The organism is Acidihalobacter prosperus, from assembly GCF_000754095.2.
Lineage (GTDB): Bacteria > Pseudomonadota > Gammaproteobacteria > DSM-5130 > Acidihalobacteraceae > Acidihalobacter > Acidihalobacter prosperus.
The window spans coordinates 409,215-425,169 of record NZ_JQSG02000003.1 but is presented as its reverse complement, the minus strand read 5'-3'; the positions used below and the strand labels follow the sequence as shown (position 1 = coordinate 425,169).

Annotated in this window: 18 protein-coding genes; 6 read left to right on the top strand and 12 right to left on the bottom strand. The window is 66.2% G+C overall.

The window, feature by feature from the left end; translation table 11 throughout:
- Positions 1-18: 18 nt before the first annotated feature.
- The 7 genes from THPRO_RS08725 to THPRO_RS08695 are packed head-to-tail and all read right to left on the bottom strand — an operon-like array spanning position 19 to position 6,366.
- Positions 19-2,391, bottom strand: a complete 2,373-nt coding sequence (locus tag THPRO_RS08725) for an MMPL family transporter (protein WP_065089510.1) — start codon at positions 2,389-2,391, stop codon at positions 19-21.
- On the bottom strand, positions 2,366-2,938 hold the full coding sequence (locus THPRO_RS08720) for a LolA-related protein (protein ID WP_038088073.1): 573 nt from the start codon (positions 2,936-2,938) through the stop codon (positions 2,366-2,368). The genes THPRO_RS08725 and THPRO_RS08720 overlap by 26 nt, the downstream gene beginning before the upstream one ends.
- Before the next feature lie 40 nt (positions 2,939-2,978).
- Positions 2,979-3,869 (bottom strand): LpxL/LpxP family acyltransferase, encoded by an 891-nt coding sequence (locus THPRO_RS08715; RefSeq protein WP_038088076.1) that lies wholly within the window; start codon positions 3,867-3,869, stop codon positions 2,979-2,981.
- A complete protein-coding gene (locus THPRO_RS08710; protein WP_038088077.1) occupies positions 3,866-4,168 on the bottom strand; it encodes a hypothetical protein in 303 nt (100 codons plus the stop codon). The genes THPRO_RS08715 and THPRO_RS08710 overlap by 4 nt, the downstream gene beginning before the upstream one ends.
- The gene (locus THPRO_RS08705) at positions 4,165-5,478 is read right to left on the bottom strand and encodes an AMP-binding protein (protein WP_065089509.1); all 1,314 of its coding nucleotides are present in this window, start codon (positions 5,476-5,478) and stop codon (positions 4,165-4,167) included. Before THPRO_RS08705 ends, THPRO_RS08710 begins: the two co-directional genes overlap by 4 nt.
- Positions 5,475-6,086: a COG4648 family protein gene (locus THPRO_RS08700; RefSeq protein WP_052064140.1), complete on the bottom strand. Its 612-nt coding sequence runs from the start codon at positions 6,084-6,086 to the stop codon at positions 5,475-5,477. Before THPRO_RS08700 ends, THPRO_RS08705 begins: the two co-directional genes overlap by 4 nt.
- A gap of 10 nt (positions 6,087-6,096) precedes the next feature.
- Positions 6,097-6,366, bottom strand: a complete 270-nt coding sequence (locus tag THPRO_RS08695) for a phosphopantetheine-binding protein (RefSeq protein ID WP_082954544.1) — start codon at positions 6,364-6,366, stop codon at positions 6,097-6,099.
- 255 nt (positions 6,367-6,621) lie between these two features.
- On the opposite strand from THPRO_RS08695, the gene THPRO_RS08690 reads away from it, so the two are divergent.
- The 4 genes from THPRO_RS08690 to THPRO_RS08675 are packed head-to-tail and all read left to right on the top strand — an operon-like array spanning position 6,622 to position 10,618.
- A complete protein-coding gene (locus THPRO_RS08690; RefSeq protein ID WP_161489955.1) occupies positions 6,622-7,407 on the top strand; it encodes a MipA/OmpV family protein in 786 nt (261 codons plus the stop codon).
- Positions 7,407-8,222 carry a bifunctional DNA-formamidopyrimidine glycosylase/DNA-(apurinic or apyrimidinic site) lyase gene (gene mutM / locus THPRO_RS08685; protein ID WP_065089507.1) on the top strand — a complete coding sequence of 272 codons (816 nt, stop codon included), beginning with the start codon at positions 7,407-7,409 and terminating at the stop codon, positions 8,220-8,222. The genes THPRO_RS08690 and mutM overlap by 1 nt, the downstream gene beginning before the upstream one ends.
- Before the next feature lie 42 nt (positions 8,223-8,264).
- Entirely contained in the window at positions 8,265-9,614 is a 1,350-nt protein-coding gene (locus THPRO_RS08680) for an NAD(P)/FAD-dependent oxidoreductase (protein ID WP_236717280.1), read from the top strand.
- Positions 9,611-10,618 (top strand): chorismate transformation enzyme, FkbO/Hyg5 family, encoded by a 1,008-nt coding sequence (locus tag THPRO_RS08675; RefSeq protein ID WP_052064143.1) that lies wholly within the window; start codon positions 9,611-9,613, stop codon positions 10,616-10,618. Before THPRO_RS08680 ends, THPRO_RS08675 begins: the two co-directional genes overlap by 4 nt.
- 17 nt (positions 10,619-10,635) lie before the next feature.
- On the opposite strand, the gene THPRO_RS08670 is transcribed toward THPRO_RS08675, so the two are convergent.
- The 5 genes from THPRO_RS08670 to THPRO_RS08650 all read right to left on the bottom strand — a co-directional run bounded on the left by THPRO_RS08670 (position 10,636) and on the right by THPRO_RS08650 (position 14,936).
- Positions 10,636-10,890, bottom strand: coding sequence for a YfhL family 4Fe-4S dicluster ferredoxin (locus THPRO_RS08670; RefSeq protein WP_038088080.1), 255 nt, complete (start codon positions 10,888-10,890; stop codon positions 10,636-10,638).
- Between the two features lie 46 nt (positions 10,891-10,936).
- Positions 10,937-11,431: a pantetheine-phosphate adenylyltransferase gene (gene coaD, locus THPRO_RS08665; protein ID WP_038088083.1), complete on the bottom strand. Its 495-nt coding sequence runs from the start codon at positions 11,429-11,431 to the stop codon at positions 10,937-10,939.
- 67 nt (positions 11,432-11,498) lie between these two features.
- The gene (locus THPRO_RS08660; protein WP_038088086.1) at positions 11,499-12,302 is read right to left on the bottom strand and encodes a divergent polysaccharide deacetylase family protein; all 804 of its coding nucleotides are present in this window, start codon (positions 12,300-12,302) and stop codon (positions 11,499-11,501) included.
- An 8-nt stretch (positions 12,303-12,310) separates the two neighbouring features.
- Positions 12,311-13,648, bottom strand: coding sequence for a S41 family peptidase (locus THPRO_RS08655; RefSeq protein ID WP_038088087.1), 1,338 nt, complete (start codon positions 13,646-13,648; stop codon positions 12,311-12,313).
- 103 nt (positions 13,649-13,751) lie between these two features.
- Complete coding sequence (locus THPRO_RS08650; RefSeq protein ID WP_065089506.1) at positions 13,752-14,936, bottom strand: murein hydrolase activator EnvC family protein; 1,185 nt, start codon at positions 14,934-14,936, stop codon at positions 13,752-13,754.
- 221 nt (positions 14,937-15,157) lie between these two features.
- Here THPRO_RS08650 and THPRO_RS08645 point away from each other — a divergent pair, with 221 nt between their 5' ends.
- Both THPRO_RS08645 and THPRO_RS08640 read left to right on the top strand, forming a co-directional pair.
- Positions 15,158-15,475: an ArsR/SmtB family transcription factor gene (locus THPRO_RS08645; protein WP_065089505.1), complete on the top strand. Its 318-nt coding sequence runs from the start codon at positions 15,158-15,160 to the stop codon at positions 15,473-15,475.
- A 54-nt stretch (positions 15,476-15,529) separates the two neighbouring features.
- Positions 15,530-15,955 (top strand): rhodanese-like domain-containing protein, encoded by a 426-nt coding sequence (locus THPRO_RS08640; RefSeq protein ID WP_065089504.1) that lies wholly within the window; start codon positions 15,530-15,532, stop codon positions 15,953-15,955.

The window sequence follows — 15,955 nt, the reverse complement described above, 5'->3', positions numbered from 1 at the left end:
CCAATCCGGAAATTCGTGTCAGGACAGCGCCCGTTCGGCTGCCGGGGGAGTGCCCGGGCGTTGGGCGAGCAGCATCGCCAGCGGATAGGCGACGCCGACGCCGATCGCCGCGGTCAGGCCGAGCGCGCGCAGTACGGGCAGTGACGAAAGGGCTAGGATAGCAAATACGCCGACCGTGGAAGCCGCGCACAGGGTGAGGGCGTGCAGCGTGCGTCGCCGACCTTGCGGTGCGCTGTCGGGGCGAGCAAAGAACAACGCGTAATCGATGCTGATGCCGGCCACCATCAGCAAGGCGATCAGATGGAACAGGGTCAGGCGCTCGTCCAGCGAAACCAGCACGGCGAGGTCGATCAGCTCCGCGAGCGCAAGCGGCGCCAGCACGCGGAGGACCTCGCGCGGGTCGCGCAGTCCCACGAACAGCACCAGCAGTATCGCGGTGCCCACCAGGCCGAGCTGACCCACGGTTTGTTCACGGAAGCTGCGCATCAGGTGCGTCGATTCGGTGTGGGTGTCGAGATAGGTGACGCCCGGCATCGGGTGGGCGGCGAACCAGCCGGCCAGCGCCTGGGGCGCGCTGACGCCGATGAGCGGGATCAGCGCGTACCAGTGGCCGCCCTGCGCATACAGCAGATTGTCGACGCGGGCACCGAGCAGCGTGCCGCGAACTTCGTCCGGAGTCACCGGGGAGAGGTGCCGCGCCGCCGCCGCATCGTGCAGGAAGGGGGCGAACACGCCGGGCTTGAACGGCAGGCCGGCGAGCGCCTCTTGCAGCCGTTCGGCAAGTTGGGCGGGTGCGGGGATTGCCGCCTGACGCTGTTTCTGCACCGCGGCGGGCGGCAGGTAGCGTGCGGCCATTTCCTCGCCGCGCAGCCAGCCGCGTGCGAGCGGGGTCTTGAGCGCTTCGGCAAGCGCCAGACTGCGCTTGAGCGCGGTCTGGGCATCCGCCGCCTGAATCACCACGAGTTGACCGACGTCGGGTGCATTGAGATCGGTGCGAAGGCGCCGGTCGGTGGCGAGGCTGGCAGGACTCACCGGGCTGAGCGCGGCCAGATTGTCTTCCCACAGATGCCCTCTCTGCAGCCACAGGGCGCCGAGCGCGGTGATCGCGAGCAAGCAGGCCACGCCCCATTTGTGCCGGGCCGGCCAGCGGCAGGCGGTTTCCGACAGGTGCGTCAGCGTGCGCAGGCGCATCGTCGGTGCGTAACCGGCCGGTATGAGCTGCGGCAGCACCCAGCGCGTGACGGCAGCCGCGGCGAGCAGGCCGGCGATCGCGAACACGCCGAGTTGCATCAGTCCGCTGAAACGGGTGCCGAGCAGACCCAGGTAGCCGGCAGCGGTAGTCAGCACGCCCAGCCGCAGGGTCGGCCAGATGTGCCTCAGGCTCTGTCGTGCCGTCATTTCGCGCTGCAGGTGGCTGAACAGGTGCATCGGGTAGTCGACGGCCACGCCGAGCAGGGTCGAGCCGAAGGCCACGGTGATGCCCTGGATCTCGCCGAATCCGAGATTGACGGCCACCGCGCCGGCAAGGACGGCGCTGAGCAGCGGCAGGGCGGCGAGCAGGAGCAGGCGCACGGAACGGTATGCCAGCAACAGCAACAGGGCGAGGGCCACGCTGGCGGCGGTGCTGAACAGCTGTGCATCCGCCTTGATGGTATCGCGCGAGTGCACCGCGATGACCGGCGTGCCGCTGAGTATCAGGTGCAGGCCATGCGCCTGCGGCAGTGCGTCGAAGCGCTGGTGCAGGGCCTCCACCACATGTTGCATCGCATCCAGGTCGAGGCCGGGCGCGCGCGTCTGTACCAGCAGCAGGGCAACGCTGCCGTCCGGCGCAACCCAGACGCCGTCGCGGCGTTCGGGCTGCTGCGCCGGGCGCCAGGATTCGAGCATGGCGAGATAGCTGCCGGTGGGATCGGCGGCCAGATAGCGCCGGCTGATCATGCCGAGCGGCGAATTGAGCGCCTCAAGCTGGCGTTCGAGCGCGGCGTGCAGACCCTCGACGGTGAAATCCTCGGGCCTCACCGTGGGGCTGAGCAGATAACGCCAGGCGAACAGACGCGGGTTGTCGTCGAGACCGGGTGTAAAGGCGCCGTTGGCCACGCGGGTGAACAGATGACTCGATGCCAGGCTGTGCGCGTAGGCGCGACTGGCGGCGGCCCGGCGGACACGGTCGCCGCCGGCGATGCCGATCAGGATCGCGCGGGTGGCGGGCGAATCCTGCATCTGGGTCAGCATCAGGCGTTGCGCCTGCGTTTTGCCGGGGGGCATGAAGGCAGCCAGACTGGTGGCAAGTCGTGCGCCGCCGGCAAGGTAAAGCGCACCGGCGGCGCACAGCGCGAGCCAGATCAGCGGCCCGGTCCATCGACGTTCAGGCGGCGGGGTGGGGGCGTTCACGGATGACCTGGTGATTGAGCGTCAGCTCGCTGTGATCGCCGTCGCCCTGTTGGATGTCGATGCGGGTCAGGCGGTTGGCAACACCTTGCAGCGTGATGCCGGTGATGTACCGCGCCAGTTCCTGCCCGGTGGGCGTGAGCTGCAGGCGCCAGCCGGCGGAAGTGCCCGTCAGTTTCAGGGCGAAGTAACGGCGCAGCGTCGCGGTATTGCCCGAGAGCGTGGCGCGCAGTGCCGCGATCAGGGCTTCGAGCGGGGGATAATTGTCGAGATGCAGCCGGCGCGCCGGCTGGCTGCCGAGCACTTCGACCTCGTTGCCGCGCACGATATAGCCGCTGCCGCCATCGGCGCGCTTGGCGAGATAGTCGGGCGCACGGTAGCTGAAGCGACCGCGACTGATCAGCGGAATGTCCACGAAGCTCGAACTGCGGGTCTCGGTGTATTGCGCTGAAGCCGAAGCGATGCGCGCGAATCCGTGCATGAGATCGCCGAGGGTCCAGGTCGCCGCGGCTTGAGCCGGCCATGGCAGCAGAACGATCAGCACGGCCATGACCCCGCCCCGAAAACCGTCGACGCAAGGGCGCGCACGCTCAGGATTGCCAGTAGTCATAGAAGTTGAACCAGTTGTATGGGGCCAGGCGGGTATAGTGCTCCAGGCGTTCGGCATAGCGCCGGGTCAGCTCGGCGGTCGCCTCGTCGCGCCGACCCCGCGCCACGTCGAGCGCCGGCGTCAGCGGTTCGAAGTGAATGTCGTAGCGGTTGCCGCCGCGATAGAGGCCGAAGCATAGCAGGACCGGCGCCTTGAGCGCTGCGGCGGTCAGCAGCGGGCCTCTGGGAAAGGTGGCGGTGCCGCCGAGAAAGTCGCAGGCCAGCGTCTTGTCGCTTTCGGCAACCCGGTCCCCCAGCAGGCCGATCAGATCGCCGGCGGCCAGTCGCTCCCTGACCCGCAGCAGGGTATCGATGCCGCCGAGCGGAATCACGGTGTCGGCGATGGCTGGATTGAGCGCGCTCAACATGCGGGTCAGGGTCTGGTTGTGTTCTGGGTACATGAGCACGCGGATGGGTAGGGCGTGACGCCGTACCCCGAGCGCGCGCAGCACCTCGAAACTGCCGAGATGCGCGCCGAGCAGCAGACAGCCTTCGCCGCGCTCGACCCGACGCCACAGCTCCGCCTCGCCATGAATGCGGATGTCCAGGCCGGCGTCGCGCCCCGAGAGCAGGAACACCCGGTCGAGGATGGTGGCAGCGAAGCAGTGCATGTGGCGCGCGACGTCACGCAGCCCGGCCGGTCGGCCGAGCACGCGCGAAAGGTAGGCGCGCGACTGGCGTCGGGACTCGCCAGCGCGCAGCAGGTAGTAGGCGGTGATCGGCAGCAGGGCGAGTCTTGCGGTCCGCCGTCCCAGGTGCAGGGCGACCCAGCTGAGCAAGCCCATGGCCCAACGGTTGCTCAGCTCGGTCTGCGCAGTCCAGCGACGGCTCATGCGGTAGCAGGTACCAGGTTGAGGCTGCCTTCGACCACCGTTTTGTCCCCATGCCATCCGCGGAAGCGCAGTTGCCCTGGCCTGGCGGGTGTGAATGCCAGCAGGCAACGGACGCCCGGTGGCAGCGGGTGGCGGAATTTGGCTTCGCGAATGCCCGCGATCCGCATGCCAGGCGCGGCGGCTGCCGCCGCGGCAATCACTTCGTCCAGAATCACGACACCGGGCACCACTGGCTGCCCCGGGAAATGCCCTGCCAGGCTGGGGTGCCCGTCATCGATAAGAAATGTTGCCTCGCTCACGCCGTCAATCTGGCGCGATCGATCAGCGAGAGCAAGGCTTGCCGCGGCAGCTTGCCGGTATCGGTCCGGGGCAGAGCGGAGAGTCTGACCAGCGGGCGAGGGAGAAAGACCGGGTCCATGCGGCGGGCCAGCAATCGCAGCAAGATGGCCTCGTCCAATGTCGGTGCGACAACCAGTGCCGCGAGCCGCTCGCGTTCCGGGTCAGGCTGAATGAAGCAGCCGTCGATGACGCCTTCTATGGAAAGCAGACGGTGGTTCAGCTCACTCAGCGTGGTGCGCTTCCCGGCGATGTTGAGTAGATCGGCCTTGCGTCCGAGCAGCGCGAAGCAGCCGTCGCGATCGTGTTCGATCCGGTCCGACAAGGTTTGCGGGCGCTCGAGCTGCGGCCCTTCTATCTGCCAGTCATCGCCGGCGCGCGTGAGGCGCATGCCCTCGTAAAGTTGCCAGCATGGGTTCCGCACAGGTTCCCGGCTGGCGACCGCGCCTGCTTCGGTGAATCCGTAGATTTCATGTACTGGCGCCTCGAACAGACGCTCGGCGTCGAAGGCGAGGCCGCCGTCGAGGGGCGCGGTCGCGCACAGCAGGGCGTCGGCGGCCGGCCAGCGGAGTCCCGCGCGCGTCATTGCCCGCAGGTGTATCGGCGTCGTGACCAGCGTGCGCGGTCGCGGCAAATGGTTCAGTGCGGCGCGAATGTCTTCCGGGTAGAAGGGGTGGCCTGCGTGCACGGCATTGGGCCCTAGCATGGCGTAGAGCACGGTCGATTCCAGCCCGTACATATGTTGTGGCGGGACCGTTGCGAGCAGGTGCTGTGGGTGTTCGTCGAAGCCGAAGCGCTGCAGGGCCAGGGTCGTGCCGGTGACGAGCTGGCCCCAGGTTTTGCGGTACCCCTGGGCGCGTCCGGTGCTGCCAGAAGTGAAGATCAGGATGGCGGCCTGGGTATTTGCGATATGGGGAATGTTCTCTGGGCCGTGCGTCTTGGCGAGACGCAGCGGGTGCAGTGGGCGGTTCAATCCTTCGATCGGTCCGTCGGACAGGCAATAGGCGTCATATTCATCCGCAATTTCGTCGATCACCTCGGGCGCACGACTCGGCGGCAGCAGGCTGAGCTGCCCGCGCAACAGTGCGGCGGCAAACGCCACCATGAAGTGATAGCGGTCATGACAGAGATTGATGACGTGCGGATTGTCCGGCAGGGCGGTGGCGGCGGCGCGGACGTCGGCAAGGAAGCGTTCACGATCGACTGCATGGCCGCCCCGCCAAGCGATGGGATGGGCGCTGTCGCGTATCAGCGGTGAGGAGGGGACGCTCATGCGTACAGCAATCGCCGATAATCGAAGTGGGGCAGGCTCTTGAGGATGCGAAGCGGCCCTGCGGTGCGGCCGCGGCCCAGTACCCAAATGCGCGTCAGCCATTCGCCGATGAAAAAGCCGGCAATCAGCAGGTAAATGGCGAAATTGGTGAACCAGGACCATATCTCGATGGGCGCGGCGATCGCGATCGCCGCCGTTGCCAGGGCGAGCGCGGCGGAGAAGCAGGCCCACGCCCAGGAAACCCGGCGGCAATAGCGCGTCAGGTCCGGCGTCATTTCGGGTTCGATTTGGGCCGCGATCCGGGTAATCAGGTCCGTCTGCCCCGGCATCAGCGAACGGGCGAACCAGTACGCGACCGTCGCGTTCGCCATCACGGGCGGCAGGTAGAGCGCCCCCCGCAGGCCGAGCCAGTCGATCATCGTCAGCGTGCCGACCGCGTACAGGGTCAGTATCAGCACGTGGGTGCGTTCGCGGCGCACCATGGCCTGGCGGAAGCTCAGCGATAGCAAGGCGATCAGCAGGATGATGGCGGGGACCGGCGTGCCGTAGACAACGCCGAGGTGAGCCACGATCGGGTATGCGAGCAACAGGATTGGCCAGCGTCGCATCCGTGCCGCCCTAACGGATCCGGTTGCGCTGGATGTGTTCGGCAAGGCTGCGCAACGAGGAAAAAATGCTCAGGGTCTCGCTGTCGTCCGACTTGATCTGGAAGCCATAGCGGCCGGAGATGGCGAGCGCGAGTTCCAGCGCGTCGATGGAGTCCAGGCCCAGGCCCTCGCGAAACAGGGGCGCGTCGGGATCGATTTCGGTCACGCCGACTTCGTCGAGATTGAGTGTTGAGATGATCAGATCGGCCACTTCCTGTTCGATCCCTGCCGCTTGATCCATTGAATTCCCCCGAACTGTTCGACTATGCGCCCGCATAGCCCGGCGAGCGCCTGAAAACGGTATGCTATCTTACCAATGGGTCAGAAATGTCAAAAGCTTGCCAACGGATCGCCCGTCGGGCAGCGCCCCCGATCTTCGCACACGCCGCGCCAGCGCACCACGGACTGTTCGATGAGGCTTGATCCTCCAGCACACCCACGACGTCAGGGCCGACGACGCATGCCGTTATGCAGTCGCGGTACGTTGATGGCAGGCATGCTCGCCTGGACAACCTCGGCCCAGGCCGAGCTGCGTCCCCTGTGGGAGCTTGGCGCCGGCGTGGGGGTGACGTCCATCCCCGCGTACCGGGGCGCGCGCGGCGAGGTCAACTACATCCTGCCGTTACCCTATTTCGTGTATCGGGGGCGATTTCTGCGTTCCGATCGTCAGGGGCTGCGCGGCGTGTTCTATCAGGGCGAGCGCGTCCAGATCAACCTGAGCGCGTATGCCGGGCCTCCGGTCCAGAGCGGGCAGATTCCAGCGCGTGCGGGCATGCCGAATCTCAGCCCCAGCTTCGAAATCGGTCCTTCCCTGCAATATGTGCTGATCGAATCGCCCGATCTCGAGCTGGATCTGCGCCTGCCGGTGCGGGCGGCCTTCACGCTGTCCTTCAAGCCTATCGGCTGGATCAGCACGCCCCATCTCAACCTCACCCTGCCGGATTTCCGCGGCAGCGGCTGGATCGTGGGCGCCTCGATTGGCCCCAATTTTGCCGATCGTCGCTATCATGCCTACTTTTACGATGTGGCCACGGCCTATGCGCGCCCGGGCAGGCCAGCCTATTCCGCGACGTCGGGTTACAGCGGCAGCAGCGTATATCTGAGTGCCAGTCGACGCTTCGGCCCATACTGGGTGGGTGCCTTTCTGCGCTACGATAATCTCGCCGGCGCGAGTTTCGTGTCGAGCCCTCTGGTCGAAACCCAGCAATATCTGGCTGCCGGCATGGGCGTCAGCTGGATATTCGCCACGTCCTCGCGCCTGGTCGAAAGCGAGGAGCCCTAGTGCCGGAGCTGCCCGAGGTCGAGACCACGCGCAGGGGGATCGCGCCGCATTTGCTGGACCGCCGCATCACGGACGTGGTGGTGCGCGACGCTCGCCTGCGCTGGCCGGTGCCGCCCGAGCTGGGCGAGCAGTTGCGCGGACAGCGCATCGGAGCCGTCGAGCGACGTGGAAAATATCTGTTGCTTCGCACAGGCGTCGGCACCGCGATCCTGCATCTCGGCATGTCGGGTAGTCTGAGGGTCGTGCCGCAGGACAGCGCGCCGGCGCGACACGACCACGTCGACATTCGTCTGGCCGGCGGCATGGCCCTGCGGCTGCACGATCCGCGTCGTTTCGGCGCGTTGTTGTGGACAGTGGACCCGCCCGAGACACATCCGCTGCTGAAGAACCTGGGGCCGGAGCCGCTGTCCGACGCCTTCGATGGCGCGTATCTGGCCGCCTGCGCACATGGCCGCCGCACACCGGTCAAGGCGCTGCTGATGGATGGACGGGTCGTGGTTGGCGTCGGCAATATCTACGCCAGCGAATCGCTGTTCCGCGCGGGTATCGACCCACGGCGCGCGGCGGGCCGGATCGCCGCCGCGCGCCATGAGCGACTGGCCGCCTGCGTGCGAGAGGTGCTGGTCGAGGCGATCGAATCCGGCGGCACGACCCTGCGCGATTTCGTGCGCGAGGACGGACGACCGGGATATTTCCGAGTCAATCTGCGCGTCTACGGACGCGGCGGCGAGGCCTGCCCGCAGTGCGGGGCGGTCATCCGCAGTCTGGTGCTGGCGCAACGCAATACCTTTTACTGCCCGGACTGCCAGCGCTGAGCGAAGGTCCAATGCGTGCGATAATCCTGGCTGCATGAAGAGATGGACGAAATGAACGAGGCGCTGGACGCAATTCACGAATGCGATGTCGTCGTCATCGGCGGCGGACCCGCGGGCGCCACGACGGCCGCCCGCCTGGCCGAGCGAGGGCGGCGGGTGGTGCTGCTCGAGAAGGGGCGCCATCCCCGTTTCCATATCGGCGAATCGCTACTGCCGATGACGCTGCCGCTGCTGGAGTCGCTTGGCGTTCTCGACGAGGTGCATGCCCAAATCGGGTTGCTCAAACCTGGGGCGGAATTCAATTCGGATACCCATCCGAACCGCCGGCAGGTGTACTACTTCCGTGAAGCCTGGGACAAGCGTTATCCCTACGCCTACGAAGTGCGGCGATCGGAGTTCGACGAAGTGCTGTTCCGCAATGCCGCGCGCAAGGGGGCAGACGTGCGCGAGAGCATGCGCGTGAACGGCATCGAGTTCCGGGGCGGTGGCGGCGCACGCGTGCGCGCCATTGACGAAGCGGGCACCGAACACGTTTGGGATACGCGATTCGTGATCGACGCCAGTGGACGCGACACCCTGCTTTCGCGCCGCTTCGGCCTGCGCGAACGCAATCCGGCGCACAATAGCGCGGCGCTGTTCGGGCATTTCCGCAACGTCAAGCGCCGCGAGGGAGACGATGCCGGCAACATCAGCGTGTACTGGTTCGAGCATGGCTGGTTCTGGATGATCCCGTTGCGCGACGGCACCATGAGCGTCGGTGCCGTGTGCTGGCCGGAATATCTGCGGCGGCGCGACTGCCCTCCGGCCGAATATCTGATGCGCACCATCGCGCTGTCTCCCGGCATGCAGGCGCGCATGGTCGGCGCGGAGCTGGTTGGCGAGGTGCAGGCCACAGGCAACTTCACCTATCTGTCGAAGACGGCCTACGGGCGCGACTATCTGCTGGTCGGCGACGCGTTCGCCTTTCTCGATCCGGTATTTTCCAGCGGGGTGCATCTTGCGATCACCGGCGGTTTCGAGGCCGCGGCCACGGTGGACGCCATTCTCGACAGGCCGGGCGATGCTGCCCGACTGTGCGCGCGTTACGAACGCCGGCTTCGACGCGGCATGAAGGTCTTCTCCTGGTTCATCTACCGATTCAATACCCCCGCGATGCAGAATCTGTTTTTGTCTCCGCGCAATACCTTCCGCATGTTGGAGGGCGTGACCACGCTGCTGGCCGGCGACGTGTTCCGACGTACGCCGGTGGACATTTCCATCGGCCTGTTCAAATTCGTCTACTACGTGACCGCGCTGGCCCATTTGCCTGCGACCTGGGCCGTCTGGCGTCGGCGTCGCCGCAATCGCGCGCTGGTCTTCGAGGGCGGCACCCTGCCGGTGGACCGGGAATGAACGCAGGTCTCATCCCCGCGTACACCGGCCCCTTCGGCATGGCGTACGTGCCAGACGAAGCGCGTGCGGAGCTGGTCGGCGACCGACACACGCTGGCCCTGATCGATTTCGGTGCCAGGCTGCGTCCGCCGGACGGCGTGGCCGACTTTCCGGTGCTGCTGCCGCAGATCGGCGGTCCGAGGGTCTGCGAGTACTGGCACAGTGCGGAGCCGGTCGTGCACGACCGCTACGGTCGATTCGAAGGCGCCCGCACTTCCGAATTGCTGTTCCTGCGCGCGCTGCAGCCCGATTCGGCGCACATCGAGCACGAGGCGCAGACGATGTACGCGGCGTTGCTGGAAACGTTGCGCGCGTCGGGTTACCCCTATCTGGTGCGCGTGTGGAATTATCTGCCGCGAATCAATCTGGAGGAAGCCGGTCGGGAACGCTATCAATCCTTCTGCGTCGGCCGTGCGGCCGCGCTGGAGGCACTGCGTGCGCTGGACGACGCCCGGTTGCCGGCCGCCAGCGGATTGGGGTCCTGCGCCGGCGGGTTGCAGATTTTCGCCGTGGCCGCGCGCGAGCCGGGCGTGCAGATCGAGAATCCGCGGCAGGTCAGCGCCTTCCGTTATCCGCCGCGCTACGGACCGCGCAGCCCCTCGTTCTCGCGGGCCACGCTCAAGCACTGGCGCGAGGGCGTGCACCTGTATATCTCCGGCACGGCCAGCATCGTCGGCCATGCTTCGTTGCACGAAACCCTGGAATCCCAGCTCGGCGAAACGCTGGCCAATATCGAGGCGGTGGTGCGCGAGGCGCACCGGGCCGAGGGTCTGGCGATCCGCACGCCCGACGAGCTGAGTCTGATCAAGGTGTATCTGCGCGACCCAGCCGATGCACCGGCTGCGGAAGCTTGGCTGCGCGAACGCCTCGGCCCGCAGCTGCCGATGCTGTTTTTGCATGGCGACGTGTGCCGATCTGAACTGCTGGCGGAAATCGAGGGCGCCTACTTCGGCGAAGCGGACTGACTCGCCCGCTTCGGATGCTAGCGACCCTGCGCGATCAGGCGCTCGTATTTGGCTTGCAGCATCTCGCGGGTTTCCACGCGCTCGGGATCCTTGGGGATGCAGTCCACGGGGCAGACGTCCTGGCACTGGGGCGAGTCGTAATGACCCACGCACTCCGTGCACAGGTCCGGGTTGATCTCGTAGATTTCCTCGCCGGGCGAGATGGCGGCGTTGGGGCATTCGGGTTCGCAGACGTCGCAGTTGATGCATTCGTCGGTGATGTACAGAGCCATGATGGCGATTCCTCGAAGCTTCGTTACGCGGGGTTTGCCGTCGATGTTACCGCAAGGTCGGCTGTTTGAAGCGCGAAATCAATGCCTTTTGCACGGCCGGCGATACGAAGTCCGAAACGTCTCCGCCGAGACGTGCGATCTCGCGCACCAGGCTTGATGAAATGAAGCCGTAGGCTTCGTCCGGCGTCAGAAAGATGCTTTCGATGCCGGGGTCGAGCTTGCGATTCATGCTGGAAAGCTGAAACTCATGCTCGAAGTCCGAAACCGCGCGCAGGCCGCGCAGGATGAGGCTCGCCTGCTGCTCGCGCACGAAATCGACCAGCAGGCCGCTGAAGCCGGTGACCTCGACGCCGGGCACGTCAGCCAGCGATTCGCGCGCCAGCGCCACGCGCTCTTCCAGGCTGAAGGTCGTCTGCTTGCCGCTGTCGGCGGCCACGCCGACGACGATGCGATTGAACACGCGGCTGCCGCGCCGGACCAGGTCGGTGTGTCCGTTGGTGATCGGGTCGAAGGTGCCGGGATAGACGACGGCCTGGCTCATGGACTCACTCGCACTCGAATCGGGACGGCATCTTGATACAGGTATCGCGGCAAGCGCAAGGCCGGATTCAGGGGCGCGCCTTGATGCCCGCCGCGTGTGCGTCGGCCGCAAGGCCCGTGCCGGCTCGCATCAAATGGGCTTGGCGCCCGCGGATCAGTTGGCCCGCGGTGACCAGATGTACGCCTTCCGCGGCCAGTTGCGGCAGGCGCCTGCGCAGAACCTCGAGGGTGGCCGCATAGGGGTGGCCGATGGCGATCGCGCTACCGCGCGCGCGGGCGATGGCGATGGCCTTGTCGAGCTGGCGATCGATATAGGCGGGTTCGCGGACGTCGTCCAGAAAGATGTCGCGCGCGGCGGACGGAATGCCGGCGCGGCGGGCCTCCTCAAGCGCCGCCGACTGCGGCGTGGTCAGGCTGTCGATGAAGAACAGGCCGCCGATCTGGCGGATATCCTGCATCAGCCAGGCCATGTCGCCGGCGTTCTGGGTGAGCAGGCTGCCCATGTGGTTGTTGATCCCGGCCACATGCGGCAGCGAGGCGAGGTCGGCGAGCAGGGTTGCGCGGATTTCGCTGCGTGTCATGTGCAGGGTCAGTCCGCCGGGGCCGAGCGGATGAGGCTCAAGGCTCTGCATGGGCAAATGCAGCATGATCTGCTTGCCGGCACGATAGGCGCGCCGCGCCAGCGATGCGGCATAGGGCGTATCCGGCAGAAAGGCCAGCGTTACCGGCCCCGGCAGCTCGGCGGCCTGCAGGCCGAGCGGGCGGTCGTAACCGACATCGTCGATGATGATGGCGATTTCGGCGGCCCGCGCCTCGCCCAGCAGCGCCGCGGCGGTCAGCAGCAGCGCGAGCAGACGCAGGCCGATGCGCATCGCCCGGCTCAGCCGCTGGCGGCGGCGCCGAAGCCTCGGCTCAGCACCAGGCTCTTGAGCACGGTGAGCGCCTCATAGAGCTGGAAGTCCGTGCGCGCGAGCCCGGGGTCGCCCTTGCCGTTGCGCAGGTTCTGGTCCTTGCCGTCGGGATTGGCCAGGTGGCCGGCGAGATCGGCCTCGCGCAGGGCCTGGAAGCCGTCGCTGAGGGATTTGCCAACGGCGAGCGGCTCGACCACGATGTTCGGTTCGATGCCCTCGGCCTGGATCGAGTGGCCGTTGGGCGTGAAATAGAGCGCGGTGGTGAGTTTGACCGCGGTGTCGTGCGAAAGCGGCAGCACCGTCTGCACCGAACCTTTGCCGAAGGTGCGCGTGCCGACGATCAGTGCCCGGTGGTTGTCCTTGAGCGCGCCGGAAACGATCTCGGCCGCGGAGGCCGTGCCGCCGTTGACCAGCACCACCATCGGCGCGCCGTGCAGGATGTCGCCGGGCGTGGCCTCGTAGCGCAGGTCTGCATCGGACATGCGGCCCTTGGTGTAGACGATCAGGCCGTGATTGAGGAAGGCGTTGGAAACGCCGACCGCGGCATTGAGTACGCCGCCGGGGTTGTTGCGCAGGTCGAGCACGAGCCCCTTGAGCGCCCCTTTGTTCTCATGATCGAGCTTTTCCACGGCCTTTTTCAGGCTGGCTGCGGTGTTGGCCTGGAAGCTGGTGATGCGCACGTAGCCGTAGCCCGGTTCGAGCATCCGGCTCTTGACGCTGTCGACCCGAATGACCTCGCGCTTGAGGGTGAAGTGCAGCGGCTTGCTGACGCCTTCGCGCGCGACTTCGAGCTTGACCTCGGTGCCGGGCTTGCCGCGCATCATCTTGACGGCTTCGTCCAGGCCCATGCCTTGTACGGAAACGCCGTTGATGCGGGTGATGATGTCGCCCGATTTGATGCCCGCGCGCTGCGCCGGCGTGTCGTCGATGGGCGAAACGACCTGGATGAAGCCGTCCTTGATGCCGACCACGAGCCCGAGGCCGCCGAATTCGCCGGTGGTATCGATCTGCAGCTGCTTGAAGGCTTTTGCGTCGAGGTAGGCCGAATGGGGGTCGAGCCCCGTCAACATGCCCTGGATGGCGTTGTCGAGCAGTTCCTTGTCGCTGACCGGCTTGACGTAGTCCTGCTTGATGCGCTGGAAGATCTCGCTGAATGTCTGCAGTTCCTTGAGCGGGAGCGCGTATTGCGCGGCCTTGTCGGAGGATGCTGCTGGACCTTCGGCGGCCATCGCTGCGCCCATGCCCGGGCCGATACCCAGGGTCAGCGTCAGACACAGGGTGCTCAGGGTGCGGAATCTGGACGTCATGCGGTGCTCCAAGGCAGGGGCCCCGGAGGCTGGCGGGGCGGTGGTTCGGATTCTACCATTTTGGCCGGCCAAGGTCCGCCGTGCGGTACGGGATTTCGGCGGCTCAGGGATGCCCGCTGCACCAGCGTTCCGGGTTGAGCGGGCGGCCGTTGCGGCGGATTGCGAAATACAGCCCGCTGCTGCGTACGCCGCCGCTGTCGCCCACGCTCGCCACCACTTCGCCGGCGCGTACCCAGGCCCCCACCGGTCGGTAGATCGCCTGGTCATGGCCATAGAGGGTCATGTATCCCTTGCCGTGGTCGATGATGAGCAGCAGTCCGTACCCGCGCAGCCAGTCGGCGAACACCACGCGGCCCGCATCGACGGCCCGGATGGGCGTGCCGGGCTTCGCGCTGATGAAAGTGCCTTGCCAGCGCAGCGCGCCGTCGCTGCCGTCCCTCGGTTCGCCGTAGCGGGCGGCGATGCTGCCGGCCACCGGCCAGGGCAGGCGACCGCGCAGCGTGTCGAAGGGGGCATGGTCGAGGGCGTTGATCGAGGCGCTGCTGGCGACCGCGCGATTGATGGAGTCGACCACGTCCTGCAGCCGCTTGGCGTTCTGCTTGAGATTGGCCAGGTGGGCCTTTTTGTCGCTGATGCTGCGGTCGAGCTGGGCCAGCGCGAGCCGCCGCTGGCGCTCCGCCTGTGCCAGTTCGGTCTGGTGTTGCCGCTGCTGGGCGAGCGTGGCGTTGAGCGCGCGGGTTTCCGCCTTGAGCGCCTGCTGGGTCTTGATCAATCCCGCGAGATGCTGTCGGGCACTGGCGATCTCCCGCATGCGGGCGCGGTTGAGGTAGTCGTAATAGGTGAGCATGCGGCTCAGCCTGGCGGGGTCTTCCTGGTTCAGCAGCAGCTGAAGTCGCGGCTGGCGGCCGGCCTTGTAGGCGGATACGACCTGGGCGCTCAGTGCTTCGATCTGTTTCTTCAGGCGGGCCTGTTGCCGGTTTGCGCGTGCCATCAGCGTGCCCAGGCGCGCCTGTTGTCCGCTCAGTTTTGCGCGCGTCTGCCGCAGTGCCTGTTCGGCGGCGCCGATCGCCTGTTCGCTGCGCCGTAGCTGCGCTTCGACGCGGCCACGCTGTCCCTGAGCTTTTTCGAGTTCGCGCGTGACGGTCTGAATGCGGTTCTGGATGTCCTTGAGCTTGTGGCTGGTGCCGTTGTCGGCGCGCGCAACACCGGTGGTGGCCAGTAGCGGCCATGCAACGAGGGCCGCGAGGGCGGCCGCTCTTGGGGTGGTATAAAAACGACTAGCCCGCATGGATTGTTCAGGGTAATAATTAAGGAGTTGGTAATTTACGAACGCAGCGCGCCGAAGCAAGCCAGTATACCCATCCGGATCGCGGGGATGGCGTCCGTCCGACAGAGCCGGTGCGCCGATGCCCGACGCCACCGGTTGAAGCGCCGGGATGGGTTGATCGGAAAGTGCTAATATTATTCAGCGGTTGATCCGGCACCCGCGCCACCGATAAGGTCAGAAGCATGGAAGTCCTGAACTCCGAATTGATGACGCTCGACGAGGACATCGACCGTGCCTCGCGTTCCCTCAAGGCCATGTCGCACCCCCTGCGCCTGAAGATTCTCTGCACCCTGGGCGACCAGGAAATCAGTGTGCAGGATATCGTCGACAGCGTGGGCACCTCGCAGAGCAATATTTCGCAGCATCTCGCGATCCTGCGCGACAAGGGCATTCTGGCCTCGCGAAAGGACGCCAACAAGGTGTTCTACCGCGTGAGCGACCACCGTACCCTGCGCCTGATCGGCATGATGCAGGAAGTCTTCTGCAGCAGCGGTATATAGCGCCCTGACATTGGGCTATAGTGCCGCTTTTGTCAGCTTGGGGTTCCGGGTCTCATGCAAGCCTATCTTCAGTTCGTAGCCAACAATCCGATACCGTTCGTGGCCTTGGTTTTCAACGTCGCGATGATCGTGTGGGTGGAGTTTTCCCGCATGACCAGCGGCGTCAAGCACTTGAGTGCGGGCGAGGTGGTGCGGCTCATGAACAGCGACGACGCTATCGTGCTGGATGTGCGTGACGACAACGAGGTGCGTGAGGGCATGATCGGCAAGCCCAAGCACATCCCGCTGTCTTCGCTGGCCAAGCGTCTGGTGGAGCTGGAGAAGCACCGCGACAAGACCGTGATCGCCTATTGCCGTTCGGGTAACCGCTCGTCGCAGGCGTGCCGGATGCTGCGCAAGGCCGGCTTCGAAAAGGTGGTCAATCTGCGCGGCGGCATGCTGGCCTGGCGCGACGCCAATCTGCCCGTGCGCAAGCGCTGA